Annotated in this window: 1 protein-coding gene (only partly in view); it reads right to left on the reverse strand. The window is 71.8% G+C overall.

Going from position 1 to position 26649, the window contains the following annotated elements; translation table 11 throughout:
* Positions 1–26649, reverse strand: partial view of a non-ribosomal peptide synthase/polyketide synthase gene (locus D7V97_RS03300; protein WP_120609117.1) — the 3' portion only. It continues 18231 nt past the right edge of the window; only the last 26649 of its 44880 coding nucleotides appear in the window; its start codon lies off the right edge, out of view — the gene reads right to left on this strand; the stop codon is at positions 1–3.

Below are 26649 nucleotides of genomic sequence, written 5' to 3' on the forward strand. Positions count from 1 at the left end.
TCAGTCCTCGCGCGGGCCGCGGAAGGCCTTCGTCAGCAGGTCGGCCACGGCCTGCACGACGGGCTCGCGCAGCAGCGTGTAGTGGCTGCCCGGCAGGCGGTGCGACTCCAAATGCTGGCCGACGAGCGCGGACCAGCCGCCGTCGCCCGGGCCGGTGTCCGCGAGCTCCTCCGCCTGGACTCGCAGCACGCGCTGCTTCATCGCGGGCGGGTGGTAGCGGCGGGCCGCTTCGAGGTTGGCCTCGAAGACGCGGAAGAGGGCGGCCGGGTTCGCGCTGTCCACACCGGGCGGCAGGGCCCCGGCGTGGGCGGCGGACTCCAGCACCCGGGCGAGGGCCACTTCGGGCTCCAGCGTCGCGAGCTCCGCCGTTTCCAGGGACAGGTCCGCCAGGGACACGCCCATCAGGTCCTGCGCGAACAGGCCCACCGCCAGGGTGCGATCCAGCTTCGGCTCGGAGTCCGCGACGGTCTCCGGGACGTACGAGTCGATGAGCGCGAGCAGCGCCACCTCCTCACCCGCCGCGCGGAGCTGGTGCGCCATCTCGTAGGCGATGACGCCGCCCAGGGACCAGCCGCCCAGGTGGTAGGGCCCGGCGGGTTGGACCGTGCGCAGCGCCTGCACGTAGGTGGCGGCCATCTCCTCCACGGTTCCCAGGGGTTCGCTCGCGCCATCCAGGCCGCGGGCCTGGAGGCCGTAGAAGGGCTGATCCGGGCCCAGCCGCCGCGCCAGCTCCGCGTAGGCGAGCACGTTGCCGCCCACCGGGTGGACGCAGAAGAACGGCGGGGCCTTGCCCGTGCCCTGCGCGCCGAAGGGCACCAGCGGCGTGAAGGGCCTCGCGCCCTCCGCTTCGTTCATGAGCTGCGCGAACCGCTCCACGCTGGGGGCCTGGAAGAGGGCCGACAGCGGAAACCTGCGGCCTGTCTCGCGGTTCACCGCCGCGAGCAGGCGCACCGCGAGGAGCGAGTGGCCGCCCAGCTCGAAGAAGCTGGTGCGCACGTCCACGGCCGCGACACCCAGGGCCTGGGCCCAGAGCGGCGCGAGCCGTGCCTCGTTCGCGTCGCGCGGTCCCACGCGGGCCTCGGCCCGTGCGCCGCTGTCCACCGGCACCGGCAGGGCCGCGCGGTCCACCTTCCCGTTGGGCGTCAGCGGAAGGGCGGGCAGGGCGACATAGGCCGCGGGCACCATGTACTCAGGCAGCGAGCGCTGGAGGTGGCCGCGAAGCGGAGCGGTGTCCACGTCGGGGGCCACGTAGGCCACGAGGCGCTGGATGCCAGGGACGTCCTCGCGCACCAGGGCCACGGCGTCCCGGATGCCCGGGTGCGCACGCAGCGCGACTTCGATTTCGCCCAGCTCGATGCGGTAGCCGCGCAGCTTCACCTGGAAGTCCACGCGCCCCATGAAGTCGAGCGTGCCGTCCTGCCGCCAGCGGGCCCGGTCGCCGGTGCGGTACAGCCGCGCGCCGGGCTCGGTGCTGAACGGGTGGGGGACGAAGCGCTCCGCGGTGAGGTCCGCGCGCCCGCGGTAGCCGCGCGCGATGCCTTCGCCCGCGATGAACAGCTCACCCGGAACGCCCACGGACACGGGGTTCAGGTTCCCGTCGAGGACGAACGTGCTCACGTTGAGGAGCGGCCGCCCGATGACGGGCAGCTGCTGCGGCGCGCCCTGGATGCACCACGTGGTGGCGGCCACCGTGCCCTCGGTGGGGCCGTAGCCGTTGAAGGCGCGGGTGCGCGTCGTCCCCGCGAGGGTGCGCCAGGTGACCTCATCCATCGCCTCACCGCCGATGAAGAGGATCCCCGGCACATGGGCGCGCTCCAGCATCCCCGCGTCAAGCAGGAGCTTGAGCTGCGAAGGCGTGCCGTCCAGCGCGTCGATGCGGTGGTGCTCCAGCCACGCGAGCATCGCCTCCGGATCCTGACGCACGGCCTCCGGGACGAGGCACAGGCTGTGTCCGTCCAGCAGCAGGAGGAGCTGGGTCACGGACGCGTCGAAGTAGAAGGGCGCGTTGAGGCTCACCCGCATGCCCTGCGGCGCCTGCGGGTAGACGGCGTCGTTCATGGCCTTGTGCAGGTGCATCACGGAGCGGTGCTGCACCATCACGCCCTTGGGCGTGCCCGTGGAGCCGGACGTGTAGATGACGTAGGCCAGGTGCTCCGGCCGCACGTCCGTGCGCGGGTTGCCCGGCGACAGCGCTTCGATGCGCCGCGCCTCGGCGTCCAGCCGCACCACATGGCGCACCGTCGGCTGCCACGTCTCCGCCAGGGCCTGGGTCGTGAGGAGCACGGGGGCTCCGCTGTTCTCCAGGATGAAGGCCTTGCGCGTGGCGGGGGCCGCCGGGTCGAGCGGCACGTACGCGCCGCCCGCCTTGAGGATGCCCAGCAGCGCGACGATGGCCTCCGGCGAGCGCTCCATGCAGAACGCCACCGGCACCTCGGGCCCCACTCCCAGCGTGCGCAGGTAGTGGGCGAGCTGGTTGGCGCGCACGTTGAGCTGGTGGAAGGACACCGTCGTGTCGCCCATCACCACCGCGGGGGCCTTGGGCGTGCGGGTCACCTGCTGCTCGAAGCGCGTGTGGAAGGGCAGTTCGCTCGGGAAGTCGCCCGTCTCGCCGCTCCACTCCTCCAGCACCCACTGACGCTCATCCGCCGTCAGCAGGGGCAGGGTCTCCACGGGCGCGTCCGGGGTGGCGACGGCGCCCTCCAGCAGTTGGACCAGGTGCTCCGTGAGGCGACGGGCCGTGGCGGCCTCGAAGAGGTCCGTGCTGTAGGAGAGGGCGCCCTCGAAGCCGGACGGCGTGCGGCCCAGGCTCAGGTCCAGGTCGAACTTCGTCGTGGTCAGCTCCACGTCCACCGGGCGCAGCGTCAGCTCCGGCAGGCGCACCTCCGTGTCCGGCGTGTTCTGGAGCACGAAGAGGGCCTGGATGAGCGGCGTGCGCGACAGGTCGCGCGTGGGCTGCACGGCTTCAACGAGCTTCTCGAACGGGATGTCCTGGTGCTCGTACGCGCCCAGCGTGGAGGCGCGCACCTGCGCGAGGAGCTGGCGGAACGAGGGCCGCGCGTCGAAGCGGGCGCGCAGCACCAGCGTGTTGACGAAGAAGCCAATGAGGCCCTCCGTCTCCGCGTGACGACGGCCCGCGATGGACGTGCCCACCAGCAGGTCCTCCTGCCCGGAGGACCGGTGCAGCAGGGTCTGGAAGGCCGCCAGCAGCACCATGAACGGCGTGGCGCCTTCCTGCTGCGCCAGCGCCTCCACCGCGTCGCTCAGGGCCGGGGGCAGGCGCACGGGGATCGTGGCGCCGGCGGCCGAGCGCTGCGGAGGACGCGGCTTGTCGGTGGGCAGCGCCAGCGCTTGCGGCGCGCCGGTGAGCTGCTGCTTCCACCAGCCCAGCTGCGCGTCGAGCACGTCACCCTGGAGCCAGGTGCGCTGCCAGACGGCGAAGTCCGCGTACTGCACCGGCAGCGGGGGCAGCGGCGAGGGCTGTCCCTGGCGGAAGGCCTCGTAGAGGGCCACCACCTCGCGCACCAGCACGCCGATGGACCACCCGTCGCCGATGCTGTGGTGCAGGCACATGAGCAGCACGTGCTCGTTCGCGCCGAGCTTCAGGAGCGTGAGCCGCGCCAGCGGACCCACGGCCAGGTCGAAGGGACGCAGGGCGTCCTCGCTCGCGAGCCGGAAGACCTCCGCCTCACGTGCGTCGTCGGGGAGCGCGCTCAGGTCCACCACCTTCAGGGCCTGGGCCGGGGCGGGGTGGATGTGCTGACGGGGCTCGCCGTCGCGGGCATCGAACGTGGTGCGCAGCGATTCGTGGCGCTGGACCAGGGCGTCGAAGGCCCGCTGGAGCTGCGGCACGTCCACCGTGCCCGACAGGCGCAGCGCGGTGGGCATGTTGTAGAGCGGGCTGCCCGGATCGAGCTGGTCGATGAACCACAGTCGCTGCTGGGCGAACGACAGCGGATGCGGTCCCGGCCCCGTCGCGGGCAGCAGCGGCGGCAGCGCGTTGGCGGCCGGTGCATCCGGCAGGCGCTGCGCCAGGGTCATCACGGTGGGCGACTCGAACAGCGCGCGGACACCCACGTCCACGCCGAAGCGGGCCCGCATGCGGGACACGAGCTGCGTGGCCAGCAGGGAGTGTCCACCCAGCTCGAAGAAGTTGTCGTGACGGCCCACGGCGGGGACGTTCAACAGCTCCTCCCACAGCGAGGCCAGGGCCACCTCGGACGGCGTCGCGGGCGCTTCGTAGGTGTGCGCCGCGCGATGCGAGGCCTCCGGCGTGGGCAGGGCCTTGCGGTCCACCTTGCCGTTGGGCGTCAGCGGCAGGAGGGGCAGGGCGACGATGGCGGCCGGCACCATGTACTCCGGCAGGTGCCGGCGCAGGTGCTCGCGCAGCGGCGCGGTGTCCCCGTCGGTGACGACGTAGGCCACCAGCCGCGCATCGCCGGGGACGTCCAGACGCACCAGCGCGACAGCGTCCCGGATGCCCGGGGCCGTGCGCAGGGCGGCTTCGATCTCTCCCAGCTCGATGCGGTAGCCGCGCAGCTTCACCTGGAAGTCCAGGCGGCCCATGAACTCCAACGTGCCGTCTCCGCGCCAGCGGGCCTTGTCACCCGTGCGGTAGAGGCGGGCGCCGGGCTCCGGGCTGAACGGATCCGGAACGAAGCGCTCCGCCGTCAGGTCCGGCCGGCCCAGGTAGCCGCGCGTGACGCCCTCGCCGGAGAAGCACAGCTCGCCCGGCATGCCGAAGGGCACCAGTCGCTGGTGCTCGTCGAGCACGTAGGCGCGCAGGTTGTCCAGCGGCCTGCCGATGACGGGGACCGCCGTGCCGGTGCCCTGGATGGGCCACGTCGTGGTGCCGACGGTGCACTCGGTGGGGCCGTAGGCGTTGAAGGCGCGCGTGCGCTTCGTCGTGGCCAGCCGCTGCCACGTCGTCGCGTCCAGCGCGTCACCGCCCACCACGAGCAGCGGCGGCACCCAGGCACGCTCCAGCATCCCCGCGTCCAGCAGGAGCTTGAGCTGCGCGGGCGTGCAGTCCAGCGAGTCGATGCGCTGACGCTCCAGCCACGGGAGCATCGCCTGCGGATCCCTTCGCAGGTCGTCGGGGACGAGGCACAGGCAGTGGCCGTCGATGAGCTGGATGACTCGCTCCATCACGGCGTCGAAGTACAGCGGCGCGGTGACGGTGATGCGCTGCCCCTTGGGCTGTCCCGCGTAGAGGGCCTGGCCCATCGCGCGGTGCAGGTTGAGCACGGAGCGGTGCTGCGCCATCACGCCCTTGGGCGTGCCCGTGGAGCCGGACGTGTAGAGCACGTAGGCCAGGTTCTGCGGGCCCGCCAGCGGGGGCAGGGTGTCCCCGGAGAGGGCGGAGAGCGGCGCCGCTTCGACGTCCAGCAGCACCACCTCGTCCACGTCGGGCCGCCACTCGTCGGTCAGCGCCTCCGTGGTCAGCAGCACGGACGCGCGGCTGTCCTTGAGCAGGAACGACTTGCGCGCGGCGGGGGCCGCCGGGTCGAGCGGCACGAACGCACCGCCCGCCTTGAGCACCGCGAGCAGCGCCACGATGGCGTCCACCGAGCGCTCCAGGCACAGGCCCACCGTGACCTCCGGGCCCACCCCCAGCGAGCGCAGGTGCCGCGCCAACTGATTGGCGCGCGTGTCGAGCTGTTGGAAGGAGAGCGTCGTCTCCTCGTACACCACGGCGGGTGCATCCGGAGTCCGCGCCACCTGCGCTTCGATGAGGCCGTGCAGCGTGGCGTCGCGCTCGAAGTCCGCGACGTCGCCGCGCCCGGTGCCCAGGAGCCGCGCCTGCTCTTCGGCCGAGATGAGGGCCAGGTCCGCCAGCGGTGCATCCGGCTGCGCGACCACGGCCTCCAGCAGCATGCGCAGGTGGACGATGAACCGCTCCATCGTGGCGGGCTCGAACAGGTCCGTCGCGTAGTCGAGCATGCCGATGAAGCCGTCTTCCCCCCGGCTCAGGTCCAGGCCCAGCTCGTGGAGCGACGTGGTGCGCTCGCCGAAGTGGGCCGGCTTCACGGCCAGTTCGGGCAGCGCCAGCTCCGGCACGGGCGCGTTCTGGAGCGCGAACATCGCCTGGAACAGCGGCGTGCGGCCCAGGTCACGCTCGGGCTGCATCGCCTCCACCAGTCGCTCGAACGGGATGTCCTGGTGCTCGTACGCGCCCAGCGTGGTGGTGCGCACCTGGGCCACCAGCTCCCGGAACGTCGTCCGGGGGCCGAAGCTTCCGCGCAGCACCAGCGTGTTGACGAAGAAGCCGATCAGGCCCTCCGTCTCCGCGTGACGGCGGTTCGCGATGGGCGAACCCACGAGCACGTCGTCCTGGCCCGTGTACCGGTGCAGCACGGTCTGGAACGCCGCGAGCAGGACCATGAAGGACGTGGCGCCTTCCTTCTGCGCCAGCGCCTCCACCTGCTCCGCGAGGACGCGCGGCAGGTGCACGTGCACCGACGCGCCACGCTGCGTGGCGACCGCCGGACGCGGCTTGTCGGTGGGCATGTCCAACGCCTGCGGCGCACCGGCGAGTTGCTTCTTCCACCAGCCCAGCTGCGCTTCCAACACGCCGCCCTGGAGCCAGCCGCGCTGCCAGACGGCGAAGTCCGCGTACTGCACCGGCAGCTCCGGCAGGGTGGGGGCGCGGCCGTGGCTGAAGGCCTCGTAGAGCGCGGTCATCTCGCGCACGAGCACCCCCAACGACCAGCCGTCGGAGACGATGTGGTGCAGGTGCAGCACCAGCACGTGCTCCTGCGCCTCCAGCTTCATCAGCAGGGCGCGGATGACGGGGCCCCGCGCCAGGTCGAACGGGCGGCGGGACTCCGCGAAGCCCCGCTGCATCATCTCGGCCTGACGGTCGCCCGCATCGGTGAGGTCCGTGAGGTCCACGAACTCGAAGGGCACGGTGGCCTCGGCGTGGATGTGCTGCACGGGCTGGCCGCCCTCCATGCGGAACGTGGTCCGCAGGGATTCATGCCGCGCCATCAGCGCATCCAGGCTCGCGTGCAGCGCGTCCACATCCAGCGCGCCAATCAGCCGCAGCGGCAGCGGCATGTTGTAGAGGCTGTTGCCCGGCTCCAGCTGATCGATAAACCACAGGCGCTGCTGCGCGAACGACAGCGGCGGCGCGGACGTCCTCCCGGCACGCACCAGCGGGGGCGCCTGGGTGCGCTTCGCGTTGACCAGCCGCTCTGCGAGGGCCGCCACCGTGGGCGCGCCGAACAGCTCGCCCAGCGGCAGCTCCACGCCCAACGTGGAGCGGATGCGCGACACGACCTGCGTGGCCAGCAGCGAGTGGCCACCCAGCTCGAAGAAGTCGTCGTGGATGCCCACGTGCTCCAGGTGCAGCACCTCCGCCCAGATGGCCGCGAGCGCGGTCTCCAGCGTGTCGCGAGGCGTGGCCCCCTTCGCTTCGGAGCCGCGAGGCGCCTCCGGCGTGGGCAGGGCCTTGCGGTCCACCTTGCCGTTGGACGACAGCGGCAGGGTCGGCAGCTCCACCCATGCGGCGGGCACCATGTACTCGGGGAGCTGCTTCTGGACGAACGCCTTCAGGGCGCCGACCTCGAGCCTGTCCCCGGTGGTCACGACGTAGGCGATGAGCCGCTTCTCTCCGGGCCCGTCCTCGCGCGCCAGCACCACGGCCTCCCGCACCTGGGGCGACTGGCGCAGCACGGCCTCGACTTCGCCCGGCTCGATGCGGAAGCCGCGGATCTTCACCTGGAAGTCGGTGCGGCCCAGGAACTCCAACGTCCCGTCCGCCTGCCAGCGCACCTTGTCACCGGTGCTGTAGAGGCGCGCTCCGGGCTCGGTGGCGAAGGGGTGGGGGATGAAGCGTTCGGCGGTGAGGTCGGGCCGCTGGAGGTAGCCCCAGGCGAGGCCGTCGCCTCCAACGTAGAGCGCGCCCGGCACGCCCACCGGCACGGGCTGGAGCGACGCATCCAGCACCCACGCGGTGGACTGCGCCAGCGGCCGCCCGATGGGCACCGACCGGCCCACGCGATCACCGGCACGCAGGGCCAGCGTGGCGGAGAACGTCGTGTTCTCCGTGGGGCCGTAGCCGTTGACCAGCACGGCGCCCGAGGGCAGCCGCGCCAGGTGGTCGCGCACGCGCTCGACGGGCAGCACGTCGCCGCCCGCCAGCACCTGCCGCACGCGGGCCAGCGCCTCGCCCTGCTCGAGCACCATCTGCTCGAAGAGCGCGGCGGTGAGCCACAGCGTGGTGATGCCCTCGGTGGTGAGCAACCCGGCCAGCTCCGCGAAGGTCAGCGCCCTGGGCGGAGCGAGCACCAGCTTCGCGCCGTTCAGCAGCGCACCCCAGACCTCCAACGTGGACGCGTCGAACGCGACCGGGGCGAACTGGAGGAACACCTCCTCCGGACCGAAGTGGATGAAGTCGTTGCCGCGCACCAGGCGCACGATGCCGCGCTGGGGCACGCTGACGCCCTTGGGGCGCCCGGTGCTTCCCGACGTGAACATCACGTAGGCCAGGGCCTCCGCGGGCACCTTCACGTCCGGCAGGGTGTCCGGCTGCTTCGCGAGCTGGGCCGCGTCCGCGTCCGAATCCAAGCTGACCTGGAGGTCCGCCACCGCGGGCAGTTCGTCCGCCAGCGCCTCCTGGGTGACGAGCACGCTGACGCCCGCCTCCTGGAAGATCCAGCTGATGCGGTCGGCGGGGTACTTCGCGTCCACGGGGACGTAGGCGGCGCCGGCCTTGAGGATGCCGAGCATGCCGACGACGAGCTCGAACGAGCGCTCCAGGCACAGGCCCACGCGGTCTCCGGGCCGCACGCCCATGCGACGCAGGTGGTGCGCCAGCTGGTTCGACGCCTTCTCCAGGGCCGCGTAGGTGAGCTGCGATGCGCCGGACTTCAGTGCGATGGCGTCCGGCGTGCGCGCGGCCTGTTCGGAGAACAGCGCGGGCACGGAGGCGTCACGCGGGTAGTCGCGCGACGTGTCGTTCCAGACGACGAGCAGCCGCTGCCGCTCCTCGGGCGTGAGCCACGGGAGCTGGGACAGCCGCGTGTCCGGCGCGCGGACGGCGGCCTCCAGCAGCACCCGCAGGCGGTGGACCATGCCGGCCGCCGTGGGCTGCGAGAACAGGGCCGTGTTGTAGAGCAGCCCGCCCGTGAAGCCGTCGGGGCCGCGGGTCAGCTGCAGCTGCTGATCGAAGAGGATGATGCTCGCGTCCTCGTGGATCGGCCGGAGCGTCAGCTCCGGGAGGGACACCTCCGGCAGCGGCGCATTCTGGAGGGTGAACGTCACCTGGAACACGGGCGTGCGGCTCAGGTCGCGCTCGGGCTTCAGCACCTCCACCAGCTTCTCGAAGGGCAGGTCCTGGTGCTCGTACGCGCCCAGCGTGTTGGCGCGCACCTGGGCGAGCAGCTCGCGGAACGTGAGCGTGTCCCGCACCTGCGTGCGCAGCACGACGGTGTTGGCGAAGTAGCCGATGAGGGCCTCGGACTCCGCGTGGCGGCGACCCGCGATGGGCGAGCCGATGACGATGTCGTCCTGGCCCGAGTACCGGTGCAGTAGCAGCGAGAAGGCCGACAGCAGCAGCATGTAGGGCGTGGCGGACTCCTGCTTCGCCAGCGTCTCCAGCGCCTCGCTCAGCTCGCGCGACAGGCGCACGGGCTCGTCAGCGGCCTGGAAGGACTGCTGGGCCGGACGCGGGTGGTCCGTGGGCAGATCCAGGAAGGGCGCGGCGTCCGCGAGCTGCTCGCGCCAGTACCGCACCTGCTCCTCCAGCACCTCGCCCTGGAGCCAGCCGCGCTGCCAGAGCGAGTGGTCGGCGTACTGCACCGACAGCTCCGGCAGGGGCGAGGGCTGACCCGCGGAGAAGGCGGCGTAGAGCGCGCCCATCTCCCGCACCAGGACGCCCGTGGACCAGCCGTCGGAGACGATGTGGTGCGTGTTCAGCACCAGCACGTGCTCCGTGGGCGCGAGCTTCACCAGGAGCCCGCGGAACAGGGGGCCGTGCTCCAGGTCGAACGGGGCGTGGGCCTCCTCGAGGGCGAGCCGCATGGCCTCGGCCTGACGCTCCTCCGGCGTGGCGAGGCCCGTGAGGTCCTCGGACCGCAGGGGCATCGGGAAGGGCGGATGGATGACCTGCGACGGCGTGCCGTTGTGAGTCCGGAAGGTGGTGCGCAGCGATTCGTGGCGGCGCACCAGCTCGTCGAAGGCCTCCAGCAGCACCATCGTGTCCAGGGTGCCTTCGAGCTTCAACACGCTGGGCAGGCTGTAGGCGGTGCCCACCGTGCCGAGCTGCTCGATGAACCACAGCCGCTGCTGGGCGAACGACAGGGGGATGACGTCGGGGCGTTCCGCGCGGACCAGCGAGGGCAGGGCCTGCGACGCGCCACCCGCACCCTGGAGCGCTTCGATGCGCGTGGCCAGCGCCGCCACGGTGGGGCCTTCGAAGAAGGCGCGCAGCGGCAGCTCCACGCCGAAGCTCGTGCGCACGCGGGCGACGAGCTGCGTGGCCAGCAGGGAGTGTCCGCCCAGCTCGAAGAAGTTGTCGCGGCGTCCCACGGTGGAGACGCGCAACAGCTCGCTCCACAGCGAGGCCAGGGCCACCTCCGTGGGCGTGACCGGGGCTTCGAAGTCGCGCGACGCGAGCTGCGAGGCCTCCGGCGCGGGCAGCGCCCTGCGGTCCACCTTGCCGTTGGACGTCAGCGGCAGGGCAGGGAGGGCGATGAAGACGGCCGGCACCATGTACTCCGGCAGGTGCCGGCGCAGGTGCTCGCGCAGCGGGGCGGTGTCCACTTCGGGCGCGACGTAGGCCACCAGCCGTGCGTCACCGGGCACGTCCTCGCGCACCAGCGCCACCGCGTCCTTGAGGCCGGGAGCCGTGCGCAGCGTGGCTTCGATTTCGCCCAGCTCGATGCGGTAGCCGCGCAGCTTCACCTGGAAGTCCAGGCGGCCCATGAACTCCAACGTGCCGTCCTCGCGCCAACGGGCCTTGTCACCCGTGCGGTACAGGCGGGCTCCGGGCTCCGGGCTGAACGGGTGCGGGACGAATCGCTCCGCCGTCAGGTCCGGGCGGCCAAGGTAGCCGCGCGCGACGCCTTCACCTGAGAGGCACAGCTCGCCCGGCATGCCGAAGGGCACCAAGCGCTGCCGCGCGTCGAGGACGTAGGCGCGCACGTTGTCCAGCGGCTGGCCGATGACGGGCAGCGGCTGCGTGGCACCCTGGACCGTCCACGCCGTGGCGTTGACGGTGCACTCGGTGGGTCCGTACACGTTGAAGGCGCGCGTGCGCTTCGTCGCGGCGAGCTTCCGCCACGTCACCATGTCCAGCGCCTCACCGCCGACGATGAGCAGCGCCGGGACGTGCGTGCGCTCCAGCAGGCCCGCGTCCAGCAGGAGCTTGAGCTGCGAAGGCGTGCAGTCCAGCGAGTCGATGCGCTGCTGCGCAAGCCACGCGAGCATCGCCTCCGGATCCTTGCGCGTGTCCTCGGGGACAAGGCACAGGCAGTGACCGTCGAGCAGCTGGATGACCTGCTCCATGGACGCGTCGAAGTACAGCGGCGCGTTCACGCTGACACGCAGTCCGCGCTGCGGCTGGACGTAGATGTCCTGTGCCATCGCGTGGTGCAGGTTGAGCACGGAGCGGTGCTGCACCGCCACGCCCTTGGGCATGCCGGTGGAGCCCGACGTGTAGAGCACGTAGGCCAGGTTGTCCGGCCCCACGCTGGAGGACGGGGCCTCCGGCGAGTGGTCCGCCCAGTGCTTCGCGTCGGTGTCGAGCCGCACGAGGTTCCGCACCTCGGGCCGCCACGCCTCCGCCAGCGTCTGCGTGGTCAGCAGCACGGACGCGCCGCTGTCCTTCAGGATGTACGACCGACGCACGACGGGAGCCGTCGGGTCGATGGGGACGAACGCCCCGCCGGCCTTGAGCACGGCTAGCAGCGCGACGATGGATTCAACCGACCGCTCCAGGCACAGGCCCACGGTGACTTCCGGGCCCACGCCCAACGAACGCAGGTGCCGGGCAAGCAGGTTGGCGCGCGTGTCGAGCTGGAGGAACGACAGCGTCGTCCCCTCGAACACCACGGCGTCCGCGTCCGGCGTGCGGGCCACCTGCTGCTCGATGCGACCGTGCAGCGTGGCCTCTCGGTCGAAGGGCGCGACGTGGCCCGCCAGGTCGACCAGGAGGCGCTGACGCTCTTCCGGCGACACGAAGGACAGGTCCGCCAGCGGCACGTCGGGCCGCTCCAGCACCGTCTCCAGCAGCACGCGCAGGTGCGCCATCAGGCGCTCGATGGTGGAGCGCTCGAAGAGGTCCGCCGCGTATTCAATGAACCCGACGAAGCCGTCCGCCTCGCGGTTGAGGTCCAGGCTCAGCTCGAACTGGGCGGTGCCACGGCTGCCCAGGTCGGCGCCCTTCACGGAGAGGCCGGGCAGCACCAGCTCCGGGAGGGGCGCGTTCTGGAGCGCGAACATCGCCTGGAACAGCGGCGTGCGGGACAGGTCGCGGGTCTGTTGCAGCGACTCCACCAGCCGCTCGAACGGGATGTCCTGGTGCTCGTACGCGCCCAGCGTCGTGGTGCGCACCTGCGTGACGAGCTGCCGGAACGACGGACGCCCGCCGAAGCTTCCACGCAGCACCAGCGTGTTGACGAAGAAGCCGATCAGGCCCTCCGTCTCCGCGTGGCGACGGTTCGCGATGGGCGAACCCACGAGCACGTCGTCCTGACCGGTGTACCGGTGCAGCACGGTCTGGAACGCCGCGAGCAGGACCATGAACGGCGTGGCGCCTTCCTTCTGCGCCAGCGCCTCCACCTTCTCCGCGAGGACCTGCGGGAGCTGCACGCGCACCGACGCGCCACGCTGCGTGGCGACCGCCGGACGCGGCTTGTCCGTGGGCATGTCCAGCACGTGCGGTGCGCCGGCGAGCTGCTGCTTCCACCAGTCCAGCTGCGCCTTGAGCACATCACCCTGGAGCCAGCCGCGCTGCCAGACGGCGAAGTCCGCGTACTGCACCGGCAGCTCCGGCAGGGTGGGGGTCTGGCCCTGACGGCACGCCTCGTAGAGCGCGGTCATCTCGCGCACGAGGACGCCCAGGGACCAGCCGTCGGACACGATGTGGTGCAGGTGCAGCACCAGCACGTGCTCCTGCGCCTCCAGCTTCATCAGCAGGGCGCGGATGACGGGCCCCTGCTCCAGGTTGAACGGACGGCGGGACTCGGCGATGCCGCGTCGCACGGCCTCGGACTGGCGCTCGGCTTCGTCCAGACCCGTCAGGTCCACGAACTCGAACGGCACGGAGGCTTCAGTGTGGATGTGCTGCACGGGCTGGCCCGCTTCCACGCGGAACGTGGTCCGCAGGGATTCATGCCGGGCCACCAGCGCATTCAAGCTCGCGCGCAGCGCGCCTTCGTCCAGCGCTCCGGACAGCCGCAGCGGCAGCGGCATGTTGTAGAGGCTGCTGCCCGGCTCCAGCTGATCGATGAACCACAACCGCTGCTGCGCGAACGACAGCGGCGGCGCGGTCGTCCGCTCCGCACGCACGAGCGGAGGCGTCTTGGCGCGCGCGGCCTGGGACAGGCGCTCGGCCAGGGCCGCCACCGTGGGCGCGGTGAACAGGTCGCCCAGCGGCAGCTCCACGCCCAGCGTGGACCGGATGCGCGACACCACCTGCGTGGCCAGCAGCGAGTGGCCACCCAGCTCGAAGAAGTTGTCGTGACGGCCCACGTTGGGCACGTGCAGCAACTGGCTCCACAGCGAGGCCAGGGCCACCTCGGTGGGCGTCACGGGCGCTTCGTAGGTGCTCGACGGGAGGAGCGACGCCTCCGGCGCGGGCAGGGCCTTGCGGTCCAGCTTGCCGTTGGACGTCAGCGGCAGGACGGGCAGGGCGACGAACGCGGCCGGCACCATGTACTCCGGCAGGTGCCGGCGCAGGTGCTCACGCAGCGGTGCGGTGTCGCCTTCGGTGACGACGTAGGCCACGAGCCGGGCATCGCCCGCGACGTCCTCGCGCACCAGCGCCACCGCGTCCCGGACGCCCGGGTGCGTGCGCAGCGTGGCTTCGATCTCACCCAGCTCGATGCGGTGCCCACGGAGCTTCACCTGGAAGTCCAGGCGGCCCATGAACTCCAGCGTGCCGTCCTCGCGCCAGCGGGCCTTGTCACCCGTGCGGTAGAGGCGAGTCCCCGGCTCCGTGCTGAACGGATCCGGAACGAAGCGCTCCGCCGTCAGGTGCGGGCGGCCGAGGTAGCCGCGCGCGACGCCTTCACCGGAGAAGCACAGCTCGCCCGGCATGCCGAAGGGCACCAGGCGCTGCCGCGCGTCGAGCACGTAGGCGCGCAGGTTGTCCACCGGCCGCCCGATGACGGGGACCGGCTGCGGGGCACCCTGGAGCGCCCACGTCGTGGCGTCCACGGTGCACTCGGTGGGGCCGTAGCCGTTGAAGGCGCGCGTGCGCTTCGTCGCGACGAGCTGGCGCCACATCGCCGCATCCAGCGCTTCGCCGCCGACCGACAGCAGGGCCGGGACGTGCGTGCGCTCCAGCAGGCCCGCGGCGAGCAGGAGCTTGAGCTGAGAGGGCGTGCAGTCCAGCGCATCGATGCGCCGCTGCTCCAGCCACGGGAGCATCCGCTCCGGATCCAGGCGCACGTTCTCCGGGACGATGCACAGGCAGTGGCCGTCAACGAGCTGGATGACCTGCTCGATGGACGCGTCGAAGTACAGCGGCGAGTTGACGGTGATGCGCTGCCCGGACGGCAGGCCCGCGTAGATGGTCCGGGCCAGCGAGCGGTGCAGGTTGAGCACGGAGCGGTGCTGCACCATCACGCCCTTGGGCGTACCGGTGGAGCCGGACGTGTAGAGGACATAGGCCAGGTTCCGCGGACCCGCCGAAGGAGGCAGGGCCTCCCCGGAGAGCGCCGCGAGCGAATCCCGATCCGCGTCCAGCCGCACGACGTGGGCGACCTCGGGCTCCCAGGCGTCGGCCTGGGCCCGCGAGGTCAGCAGCACGGAGGCGCCGCTGTCCTTCAGGAGCAGCGACTTGCGCGCGGCCGGGGCCGCCGGGTCGATGGGCACGAACGCTCCACCGGCCTTGAGCACCGCGATCAGCGCCACGATGGATTCGACCGACCGCTCCAGGCACAGACCCACCGTCGCGTCGGGGCCCACGCCCAGCGAGCGCAGGCGCCGGGCCAGTTGGTTCGCGCGCGTGTCGAGCTGACGGAAGGAGAGCGTCGTCTCCTCGTACATCACGGCGTCCGCGTCCGGCGTGCGGGCCACCTGCGCTTCGATGAGGCCGTGCAGCGTGGCCTCGCGGTCGAAGTCCGCGACGGTGCCGCACAGCTCGCCCACGAGCCGCGCGTGCTCCTCGGGCGAGACCTGGGACAGGTCGGCCAGCCGGGCGTCGGGCCGGGCCAGCGCCTCCACGGTCCGGAGCCAGTGGCTCAGCACCCGCTGGATGGCGCCGGGCTCGAAGCGCCGCGCGTCATACGCGAGGTTCAACTTCAGCTGCGCGCCCGGGATGGCGGAGGCGGACAGCGGGTAGTGCGTGCTCTCGCCGGTGACAAGGTCGCGCAGGTCGAGCGCCGAGGAGCGCTTCAGCAGCGCTGCGTCGACGGGGAAGTTCTCGAAGACGAACAGCGTGTTGAAGAGCTGCGTGCCCCGGGGGATGTCGCTCCACGACTGCACCGTGACGAGCGGCGTCTGCTGGTGCTTCTGGATGCCCAGCTGCTGCACCTGGAGCGCCTGGAGCCAGGGCAGCAGGGGCGCGGCCTCGTCGGCCGGCAGCTGGATGCGGACGGGCAGGGTGGTGATGAGCAGGCCCAGCATCGCGTCCGAACCCGGGAGCTCAGGAGGACGGCCGGCCAGCGTGGTGCCGAAGAGGACATCCTGCGTGGCGCTGTAGTGCGCGAGCACCACCGCCCACGCGGCCTGCACCAGGGTGTTCAGCGTCAACTGGTGCTGACGCACGAAGGCCTGGAGGGCCGTGGTGGTCTCCTCCGACAGCAGCACTTCCTGCGTGAGCGGAGCGTCGGTCCCCACGCCGTCGGTCCCGGTGGGGAGCGCCGCGGGCAGCGGGGTGGGCGTGGACAGCCCGGCGAGGTGCTCGCGCCAGAAGGCCTCGTCCGCGGCCGCGTCGGTCTGCTGCAACCACGCGATGTAGTCGCGGAACGGGGGCCGCGTGGACGGGGGCGGCGTCTTGCCCGCCTGGAAGGCGTCGTAGAGCGCGAAGGCCTCCTGGAAGAACAGGCCGGAGCTCCAGCCGTCCATCAGCAGGTGGTGGTGGCTCCACACCATGCGCCACGTCGTGTCGGACGTGCGCATGACGGACAGGCGCATCAGCGGCGCACGCGCCAGGTCGAAGCCGCGCGCACGGTCCTCCACGAGCACCTGCTCCAGCCGGGCCTGCTGCTCCTCGGCGGACAGGTGACGCCAGTCATGCTGCTCGAAGGGCAGCACCGCGTGCGCGTGCACCACCTGGAGGGGGACCTCCAGGTCCTTCCACACGAAGCTCGTGCGCAGGATGGGGTTGCGGTCCACCGCCGCCTGCCACGTCTTGCGGAACAGGTCGATGTCCACGTGCGAGTGGACCGACCAGGAGCGCTGCTCGAAGTAGAAGGCCGCGTCCGGCTCGTAGAGCGCGTGGAAGAGCATGCCCTGCTGCATGGGCGACAGCGGATACAGGTCCTCCACGGACGGGCCCTGCGAGGCCAGCAGCGCGTCGAGCGAGGCCGGAGACAGGCGGGCCAGCGGGAACTCGCCCGTCGTCATCCGGTGGGCGTCCTCGGAGTCGCGCTGCTCGATGAGCGTGCGCAGCGCCGTGACGAAGTGCCGGGCCAGCGCCTCGATGGTGGCCGCGTGGTGCAGGTGGTGGCTGAACCCGAAGTCCAGCTGCAGCCGGTTGTTGAGCACGGAGCTGTTGATGACCAGCAGGTGCGGGCGCGAGGCCTGTCCCACCACCGGGCTGCCCACCGGCTCATCGCCCAGCGAGAAGAGGGTGCTGGCGGCGGCCGACCCGTCGAGCTGGCCCAGGTAGTTGAACGCCACCTGTGCCCGGGGGAGCGCCGCGATCCGCTCACGGACCTCCGGTGGTCCCATGAAGCGCAGCAGGCCGAAGCCGACGCCGTGGTGCGGCCACTTGCGCAGCGAATCGCGCACCGCGCGCAGGCTGTCGCCGTAGGTGCCGCCCGGGGGCAGCCGCAGCAGCGCGGGCGTCACGGAGGTGAACCAGCCCACGGTGCGAGACACCTCCGCGTCCGCGAACAGCTCCTCGCGGCCGTGGCCTTCCAGGTCGACGAGCAGGTTCGACTGGCCGGTCCACTCGCGCAGCGCGAGCGCCAGCGCGGTGAGCAGCACGTCGTTGATCTGCACGCGCCAGGCGGCGGGCGTCTCCTGGAGCAGCAGCCGCGTCTCCTCCGGATCCAACCGGACGGCCACGGAGCGCTGCGAGTCGTAGGTGTTCGGGCCCGACGCGTCGACGGGCAGCGGAGCGATGTCCTTGCGCGCCTCGTCCAGCCAGAGCGCGGCCTGTTCCTTCACCGGGGCGGAGAGGGCATACGCCTCCAGCCGGCGCGCCCAGGTGAGGAACGACGTCGTCTTCGCGGGCAGCGCGGGGGTGCGGCCCGCGAGCAGCTGCTGGTACGCGGCCTCGAGGTCCTCGACGAGCACGCGCCACGAGACGGTGTCGACCACCAGGTGGTGCACGACGAGCAGCAGGCGCTGGGGCTCCTGCGGGCCGAAGTGGAAGAGGGCGGCGCGCACCAGGGGCGGCGAGGCCAGGTCGAAGCTGGCCTGGAGGCGGGCGGCCTGCTCCTCCATGGCGCCCAACCGGGCCTTCGGCGCGAGCGGGGAGAGGTCCACCTGGAGGAGCTGGAAGGAGCCCGCGTCCGGCGCGGCGTTGCGCTGGTACCAGGCGCCCTCCCACTTGTCGTCGTGGAGGAAGCCCAGCCGCAGGGCGTCGTGGTGGGTGAGCAGCAGGCGCAGGGCCCGTTCCAGGTGACCGGCCTGAAGGGGCTGACGTGCCTTCAGCAACAGCGGCTGGTTGAAGTGATGGGCGTGCTCCGGGTCCCGCTCCAGCAGTTCGAGCTGAATGGGCGTGAGCGGTGCTTCGCCCACCACGGGGCCCTGCTCCGCGGTGCTGGCGGTGCTCGCGCGGGCCACGGTCGCCAGGGCGCGCAGGGTGGGGTGCTGGAAGAGATCGCGCACGGCGATCTGCACTCCGGCCTGACGCGCGCGCGCGACGACCTGGAGGCTGATGATGGAGTCGCCGCCCAGGTCGAAGAAGTTGTCATCCAGGCTGATGCGCTCGACGCGCAGGATCTGGATCAGCACCGTCGCCAGTCGCTGCTCCATCTCCGTGCGAGGCGCGATGTACTCGCGCTTCGACGTGGCGCGCAGGCCTTCCGGCGCGGGCAGGGCCTTGCGGTCCACCTTCGCGTTCGCCGTCAGCGGCATCGCCGCGAGGGGCACGAAGGCCGACGGCAGCATGTACTCCGGCAGCCGCTCCAGCAGGAACGCGCGCAGCACGGCCGAACTCACGTCCTGGTGCAGGACAACGTACGCCACGAGGCGCTTGTCGCCGGGCGAATCCTCGCGCACCACGGCCACGGCCTCACGCACGCTCGGGTGGGCGCGCAGCGCGGCTTCCACTTCCGCCAGCTCGATGCGGTAGCCACGCACCTTGACCTGGTTGTCCGCGCGGCCGAGGAACTCCATCACCCCGTCCGTCCTCCAACGCGCCAGATCTCCCGTGCGGTAGAGGCGTTCACCCGCCACGGTGGAGAACGGGTTCGGGACGAAGCGCTCCGCCGTCAGGTCCGGGCGCGAGAGGTAGCCGCGCGCGAGACCGTCACCGCCGATGAACAGCTCGCCCGGGACACCCGCGGGCACCGGCTGCCCGCTGCCGTCCAGCACGTAGAGCTGCGTGTTCGCGATGGGCCGACCGATGGGGATGGTCATCCCCACCTGGGCCGCATCCGTCATCCGGTGCGTGGACGCGAAGAGGGTCGTCTCCGTCGGGCCGTAGCAGGCCGTGACGGGGATGCCGAGTTCCTGCACGACGCGACGCACGTGGGGCGCGGAGACGACGTCGCCACCGGTGAGCATCTGCCGCACGTTCCGGAGGGCTTCGGCCTTCAGGTCCACGACCTGGGCGAAGAGGCCCGCCGTGAGGTGCAGCGTGGTGACGCGGTGGTGCTCCAGGACATGGGCCAGCAGGTCCAGGTCCGACGGCGACTTGGGCGGGAAGACGACGAGGCGACCGCCGAAGAGCAGCGGACCCCAGACCTCCAGCGTGGACGCGTCGAAGGAGATCGGCGCGATGAGGAGGAACGTCTCATCCGGACCCAGGTGCGCATACGGCGCGTTGTGCAACAGGCGCATCACGCCCCGGTGCTCCACGGCAACGCCCTTGGGACGGCCGGTGCTTCCCGACGTGAAGTCCACGTAGGCCAGGTGACGCGGGTGCGTACTGGGCACAGGACGGGTCGTCGGCTGTTCGTCCAGGCGCACGTCCTCCACGAGCAGGCAGGGCAGCTCCGGCGAGACGGGCAGGGTGGAGCGCAGGGCGCGCGAGGTGATGAGCACCTGCGGCGGCGCGTCCTCCAGCATCGCGGTCAGGCGCTGCACCGGGTACGAGGCATCGAGCGGCACGTACGCACCGCCGGCCTTGAGGATGGCCAGCAGCGAGACGATGAGTTCGACGGAGCGCTCCAGACAGAGCGCCACGAGCGAGTCGGGGCCCACGCCATGCTGGCGCAGCAGGTGCGCGAGCTGGTTGGCCCGCGTGTCCAGCTGCGCGTACGTCAGGCGCGTGTCCCCGAACTCCAACGCGATGGCGTCGGGGCGCAGGTCGGCCTGCTTCGCGAACAGGTCCTGGATGCAGACGTCCGGGTAGGCACCGGCGGTGGCGTTCCACTCCACCAGCACCTGCTGACGCTCGGCCTGGGTGAGGAGCGAGATGTCCGACAGCCGGGCATCGGCCTGCGTCAGCGACTCCATGGCCTGGGCCCAGTGCCCCAGCACGCGCTGCATCCCCTCGGTGGAGAAGCGGCTCGAATCGTAGGCCAGGTGCAACCGGAGCCCGGCGCCCGGGAGGACGGAAGCGGTGAGCGTGTAGTGGCTGCTCTCGCCGGACTCGAGGTCGCGGATGTCGAGCGCGGTGGAGCGCTTGATCAGCGACGCATCGACGGGGAAGTTCTCGAAGACGAGCAGCGAGTTGAACAGGGGCGTGCCACGCGGCAGGTCACTCCAGCCCTGCGCGGTGACGAGCGGCGTGTGCTGGTGCTGCTGGATGCCCAGCTGCTGCACCTGGAGCGCCTGGAGCCACGGCAACACGGGCGCCGTCTCCTGGGGCAACTGGATGCGGACGGGCAGGGTGGTGATGAGCAGGCCCAGCATCGCGTCCGAGCCCGGAAGCTCTGGAGGACGGCCCGCCAGGGTGGTGCCGAAGAGCACGTCCTGCGTGGCGCTGTAGCGGGCGAGCACCAGGGCCCACGCGGCCTGCGCGAGGGTGTTGAGCGTCAACTGGTGCTGGCGCGCGAAGGACTGGAGGGCGGTGACGACACCCGGGGTCAGGGGCAGCGTCAGGCCCGCGGAGGGCGGCTCGCCGGTGGTGCGCGCGGCCACGGGCTGCTCGGCGGGCATGGGCGTGGGGGCGGTGAAGCCGGCGAGCTGTCCGCGCCAGAAGGCCTCATCCGCGACCGCGTCCGTCCGCTGCAACCACGCGATGTAGTCGCGGAACGAGGGCCGCGTGGAGGGAGGTGGGTTCGTCCCCGTCCGGAAGGCGTCGTAGAGCGCGAAGACCTCCTGGAAGAACAGGCCGGAGCTCCAGCCGTCCAGGAGCAGGTGGTGGTGGCTCCACACCATGCGCCAGTGATCATCCGCGATCCGAACCGCGGCCAGCCGCATCAGCGGAGCGCGCGACAGGTCGAAGCCGCGCGCGCGTTCCTTGTCGATCAGCTCCGCGAAGCGGGTCTGCTTCTCCTCGGCGGAGAGGTCGCGCCAGTCGTGCTGCTCGAAGGGCAGCGGCGCGTTCGCGTGCACCACCTGGAGGGGCGCGTCGAGGTCCTTCCACACGAAGCTCGTGCGCAGGACGGGGTTGCGATCCAGCGCGGCCTGCCACGTCTTCTGGAACAGGGCGATGTCGATGTTCGAGTGGATCGACCAGGTGCGCTGCTCGAAATAGAAGACCGAGTCCGGCGCGTAGAGCGCGTGGAAGAGCATGCCCTGCTGCATGGGCGACAGCGGGTACACGTCCTCCGCGGACGGGCCCTGCGACGCCAGCAGCGCGTCGAGCGCGGGCTGGGAGATCTTCGCCAGGGGGAAGTCGCCCGGCGTCCTGCGGCGGGCGTCCTCGGAGTGCCGCTGCGCGATGAGCGTGCGCAGGGCCGCGAGGAAGCGCTGCGCCAGCGCCTCGATGGTGGCCGCGTGGTGCAGGTGGTGGCTGAAGCCGAAGTCCATCCGCAGCCGGCCGTCCCGCACCGAGCCATCCACGGCCAGCAGGTGCGACCGGAGCGCCTGGGGCGCCACCGCCGCGCCCACGGGCTCGTCACTCAGGGAGAAGAGGGTGCTGGCGGCGGCCGAGCCATCCAACTGGCCCAGGTAGTTGAAGGACACCTGCGCGGAGGGGAGGGCCGCGAGCCGCTGACGGACATCCGACGGTCCCATGAAGCGCAGCAGCCCGAAGCCGATGCCGTGGTCGGGCCACTGCTTCAGCGAGTCGCGCACCGCGCGCAGGCTGTCGCCGTAGGAACCGCTCGAAGGCAACTGGATCAACGCGGGCGTCACGGAGGTGAACCAGCCCACCGTGCGAGACACATCCGCGTCCGCGAACAGCTCCTCACGGCCGTGGCCTTCCAGGTCGACGAGCAGGCGCGACTGGCCCGTCCAATCCCGCAGCGCGAGCGCCAGCGCGGTCAGCAGCACGTCGTTGATCTGCGCGCGCCAGCCCGCGGGCGTCTCCTGGAGGAGCAGCCGGGTTTCGTCCGCGTCCAGCCAGACGCCGACCGCGCGCTGGGACTCACGGGTGTTGGGGCCCGCCGAATCAACGGGCAGCGCGGCGACGTCCTTGCGCGCGTCGTCCAGCCACAGCGAGGTCTGCGCGTGCAGCGCGTCTGACAGCGCGTGGGTCTCCAGCCGACGCGCCCAGGTGAGGAAGGACGTCGTCTTCGCGGGGAGGACGGGGGGACGCAGCGCGAGCACCTGCTGGTACGCGGACTCGAGGTCCTCGACGAGCACGCGCCAGGAGACGGCATCCATCACGAGGTGGTGGATGATGATCAGCAGTCGCTGCGGCTCCTGCGGCCCGGAATGGAAGAGGGCGGCGCGGACCAGGGGCGGCTGGGCCAGGTCGAAGCTGGCCTGGAGGCGGTTCGCCTGCTCCACCAGGACGCTCGCGCGGGCCTCCGCCGGAAGCTCGGAGAGGTCCACCTGGAGCAACTGGAAGGGAGCGGCGTCGGGAGCGGCGTTGTACTGACGCCAGGAGTTCTCGCGGGTGTAGCGCAGGCGCAGGGCGTCGTGGTGGGAGATGACCGCCTGGAGCGCCTGCTCCAGGTGGTTCGCGCGCAGCGGCTGACGCGCCTTCAGCATCAACGTCTGGTTGGAGTGGTGGGCGTGCTCCGGATCCCGCTCCAGCAGTTGGAGCTGGATGGGCGTGAGCGGCACCTCTCCGACCACGGGGCCCTGTTCGGCCAGGCTGCCCGCGCTGACCCGGGCCACGGACGCCAGGGCGCCAAGGGTCGGGTGCTGGAAGAGGTCGCGCACGGCGAGCTGTACGCCGGCTTGGCGCGCACGCGCGACGACCTGGAGGCTGATGATGGAGTCACCACCCAGCTCGAAGAAGTTGTCGTCCACGCCCACGCGCTCGACGCGCAGCACCTGGGTCCAGACCGCGGCCAGCCGCTGCTCCATCTCCGTGCGGGGCGCGACGAACTCACGCTTCGACGTGGCGCGCAGGCCCTCCGGCGCGGGCAGGGCCTTGCGGTCCACCTTCGCGTTGGCCGTCAAAGGCAGCGCCGCGAGGGGCACGAAGGCCGACGGCAGCATGTACTCCGGCAGTCGCTCCAGCAGGAACGTGCGCAGCGCCGCCGGGTCCAGGTCCTGGTTCGCGACGAAGTAGACGACGAGGCGCTTGTCGCCGGGCACGTCCTCGCGCACCACTGCCACGGCCTCGCGCACTTCCGGATGGGCACGCAGCGCGGCTTCCACTTCGGCCAGCTCGATGCGATAGCCACGCACCTTGACCTGGTTGTCCGCGCGGCCGAGGAACTCCATCACCCCGTCCGTCCTCCAACGCGCGAGGTCTCCCGTGCGGTAGAGGCGTTCACCCGCGACGGCGGAGAAGGGATTCGGGACGAAGCGCTCCGCCGTCAGGTCCGGACGCGACAGATAGCCGCGCGCGAGGCCATCACCGCCGATGAACAGCTCGCCCGGGATGCCCGACGGAACCGGCTGTCCATGCGCATCCAGCACATAGAGCTGCGTGTCCGAGATGGGCCGGCCAATGGGGATGGTGGTCCCCACCTGGGCCGCATCCGTCATCCGGTGCGTGGACGCGAAGAGGGTCGTCTCCGTCGGGCCGTAGCAGGCCGTGACGGGGATGCCCAGCTGCTGCACCACGCGACGCACGTGGGGCGCGGAGACGACGTCACCACCCGTGAGCATCTGCCGCACGCCCTTGAGGGCTTCGGTCTTGAGGTCCACGACCTGGGCGAAGAGACCGGCCGTCAGGTGCAGCGTGGTGACGCGGTGGTGCTCCAGGACATGGGCCAGCAGGTCCAGGTCCGACGGCGACTTGGGCGGGAAGACCACGAGGCGTCCGCCGAAGAGCAGCGGTCCCCAGACCTCCAGCGTGGACGCGTCGAAGGAGATGGGCGCGATGAGCAGGAACGTCTCATCCGGACCCAGGTGCGCATACGGCGCGTTGTGCAGGAGGCGCATCACGCCCCGGTGCTCCACGGCGACGCCCTTGGGGCGGCCGGTGCTTCCGGACGTGAAGTCCACGTAGGCCAGGTGACGCGAATGCGTCCCCGCGTGCACGGGCGTCGTGGGCCTTCCGTCCAGGCGCAGCTCCTCCACGAACAGGGAGGGCAGGGCGGCGTCCACGGGCAGGCTCGCGCGCACCTCGCGCGTGGTGAGCAGCAGCTTCGGCGGCGCGTCCTCCAGCATCGCGGCCAGGCGCTGCGCCGGGTACGAGGCATCCAGCGGCAGGTACGCGCCACCGGCCTTGAGAATGGCCAGCAGGGAGATGATCAACTCGGCGGAGCGCTCCAGGCACACCGCCACCAGCACGTCCGGGCCCACGCCGTGCTCGCGCAGCAGGTGCGCCCACTGGTTCGTGCGCGCGTCCAGCTCCGCGTACGTCAGGCGCGTGTCGCCGAACTCCAGGGCGACGGCGTCCGGACGCTGCGCGGCCTGCTGCATGAAGAGGTCCTGGATGCAGGCCTCGCGCGGGTACTCGCCCCGCGTGTCGTTCCACGCGACGAGGATGTTCTGCCGCTCGGCCTCGCCCATCATCCGCAGGCGCGCGAGCGGAACCTCCGGCGACGCGACGACCTCCCGGGCGATGCCCACGAGGTGCTCCGCCATGCGCTCCACGGTGCCAGCGTCGAAGAGGGCGGTGGCGTACTCGAAGCGACAGGAGAAGCCCGTGCGCGTCTCGAAGACCTCCAGGCCCAGGTCGAACTTCGCCGTGTCGTTGGGCACCTCCACCGGGCCCAGCTCCAGCGTCGGCAGCTGCGCCTTGGCCTCCGGCGTGTTGAGCACGTTGAGGACGACCTGGAACAGCGGCGTGCGGCTCAGGTCGCGCGGCAGCCCCAGCGTGTCGAGGATGCGCTCGAACGGCGCGTCCTGCCGCGCGTAGGCCTCCAGCGACTGGGTGCGCACGCGGCCCAGCAGCTCGATGAACGACGGCGCCCCGTCCAGCCGGCTGCGGAAGGCGAGGGTGTTGAGGAAGCAGCCCAGCAGCCCTTCCACCTCGGGACGCGTGCGGCCCGCGATGGGCGTGCCGATGACGAAGTCGTCCTGCCCCGAGTAGCGCGACAGCAGCGTCTGGAAGAGCGCCATCATCACCATGAACGACGTGGCGCCGTGACGACGGCCGTAGGCCAGCAGCGGCTCCGCCACGTCGGCCGGGAACTGGAAGCGGTACACCGCCCCCACGAAGGACTGCACGGCGGGACGCGGCCGATCCGTGGGCAGCTCCAACGCCGGAGCCCCCAGCAGGCGCTGCTTCCACCAGGAGACCTGCGCCTCCAGGACGCCGCCCTCCAGCCACTCGCGCTGCCACACCGCGTAGTCCGCGTACTGCACGGGCAGCGGGGGCAAGGGAGACTCCTTCATCCCCGCGCTGAACGTCGCGTAGAGCACCGTCAGCTCACGCGCGAGCACCATGGTGCACCACGCGTCCGCCACCGCGTGGTGGAGCACCAGCGTCACCACGTGCACCCGGGGCTCCACGCGCAAGAGCAGCGCGCGGACCACGATCTTCTCCAGGTCGAAGGGGATCATCGTGTGGGCCTGGCACAGGCGGAGCAGCTCCGCCTCGCGGGCCTCGGGCGTCGCGCCCGTCACCTCGACCATCGGCAGGGGCAGGCCGCGCGCCGGGTGGATGACCTGCACCGCGCTGGCACCCGCCAGCGAGTACGTGGTGCGCAGCACTTCGTGCCGGGCCACCAGCTCATCCAGCGCGGCCCTGAGCGCGGTGACATCCAGGTCACCCGTGAGCCGGAACGTGGACGCGTTGTTGTACGCGCCGCTCTGCGGCTCCAACTGCTGGAGGTACCAGAAGCGCTGCTGCGCGAAGGACAGCGGCAGCGGCCGGTTCCTCGGGACCAACGGGATGGGCGGCGGCCCGCTGGGGGCGGCGGCCGGAGTCGTAACCGTGGCGGGCGCGACGGGGCGCGGCGCCTCCGTCTTGGGACGCGCCACGGGCGGAGGCGGGAGGCGGGACGGCAGCGTCACCGGCTCCACGCGTCCGTCGGTGCGCAGGCGCGCGTGGCGGCCCGTGCGGTACAGCCGCGCGGAGGCCTCCAGCGGGTGCGGCACCAGCCGGCGCTGCTCCTCCGCCTCGTCCTTCCACAGGCCCGAGGGGAGCCCCGCGCCGGCCAGGGCCAGCTCTCCGACGACGCCCAGGGGGACGGGCTGTCCGTCCGGATCCAGCACCCACGCCTGGATGCTGGCCGGGATGCGCTCCCCCGGCGCGCGGGGCAGCAGCGCGCCCTCCACGGCGCCACCGGACAGGAGCACCTCCACGCCCGCGGCCCGCTGCAGCGCGGACGCCAGCTCCACGGACGCGCCCTCCAGCATCAGGGTGCCCACCGTGCCCAGGGAGCCTTGCGCCCCGGGCAGCTCCGTCAGCGTGCGCGCGAGCCGCGCCGACGTGTGCACCAGCACCGCGCCGGACTGCTTCACGAGCGCGAGGAGCCCTTCGACGCCCTGATCGCCCTCCACCAGCACCTGCTCCTGGCGGGCGACGCTCTCTCCCTCCAGCAGCTCGCGCACGCGGGCCAGCCGTCGCAGGCCGTCCATCACCACCGGCGTCTCCAGGCCGAAGTCGATGAGGGCCGCCACCTCATCCACGTCCGCCTGCTGCACCTCGCGCAGGCGCTTGAGCCCGTTCTCCACCGAGCCCACGAGGCCCGTGGTCCTCGCGTGGTGCTCGAAGGTGTGCTCCAGCAGCGCGTT

The sequence above is a fragment of the Corallococcus sp. CA053C genome (genome assembly GCF_003611675.1).
Lineage (GTDB): Bacteria > Myxococcota > Myxococcia > Myxococcales > Myxococcaceae > Corallococcus.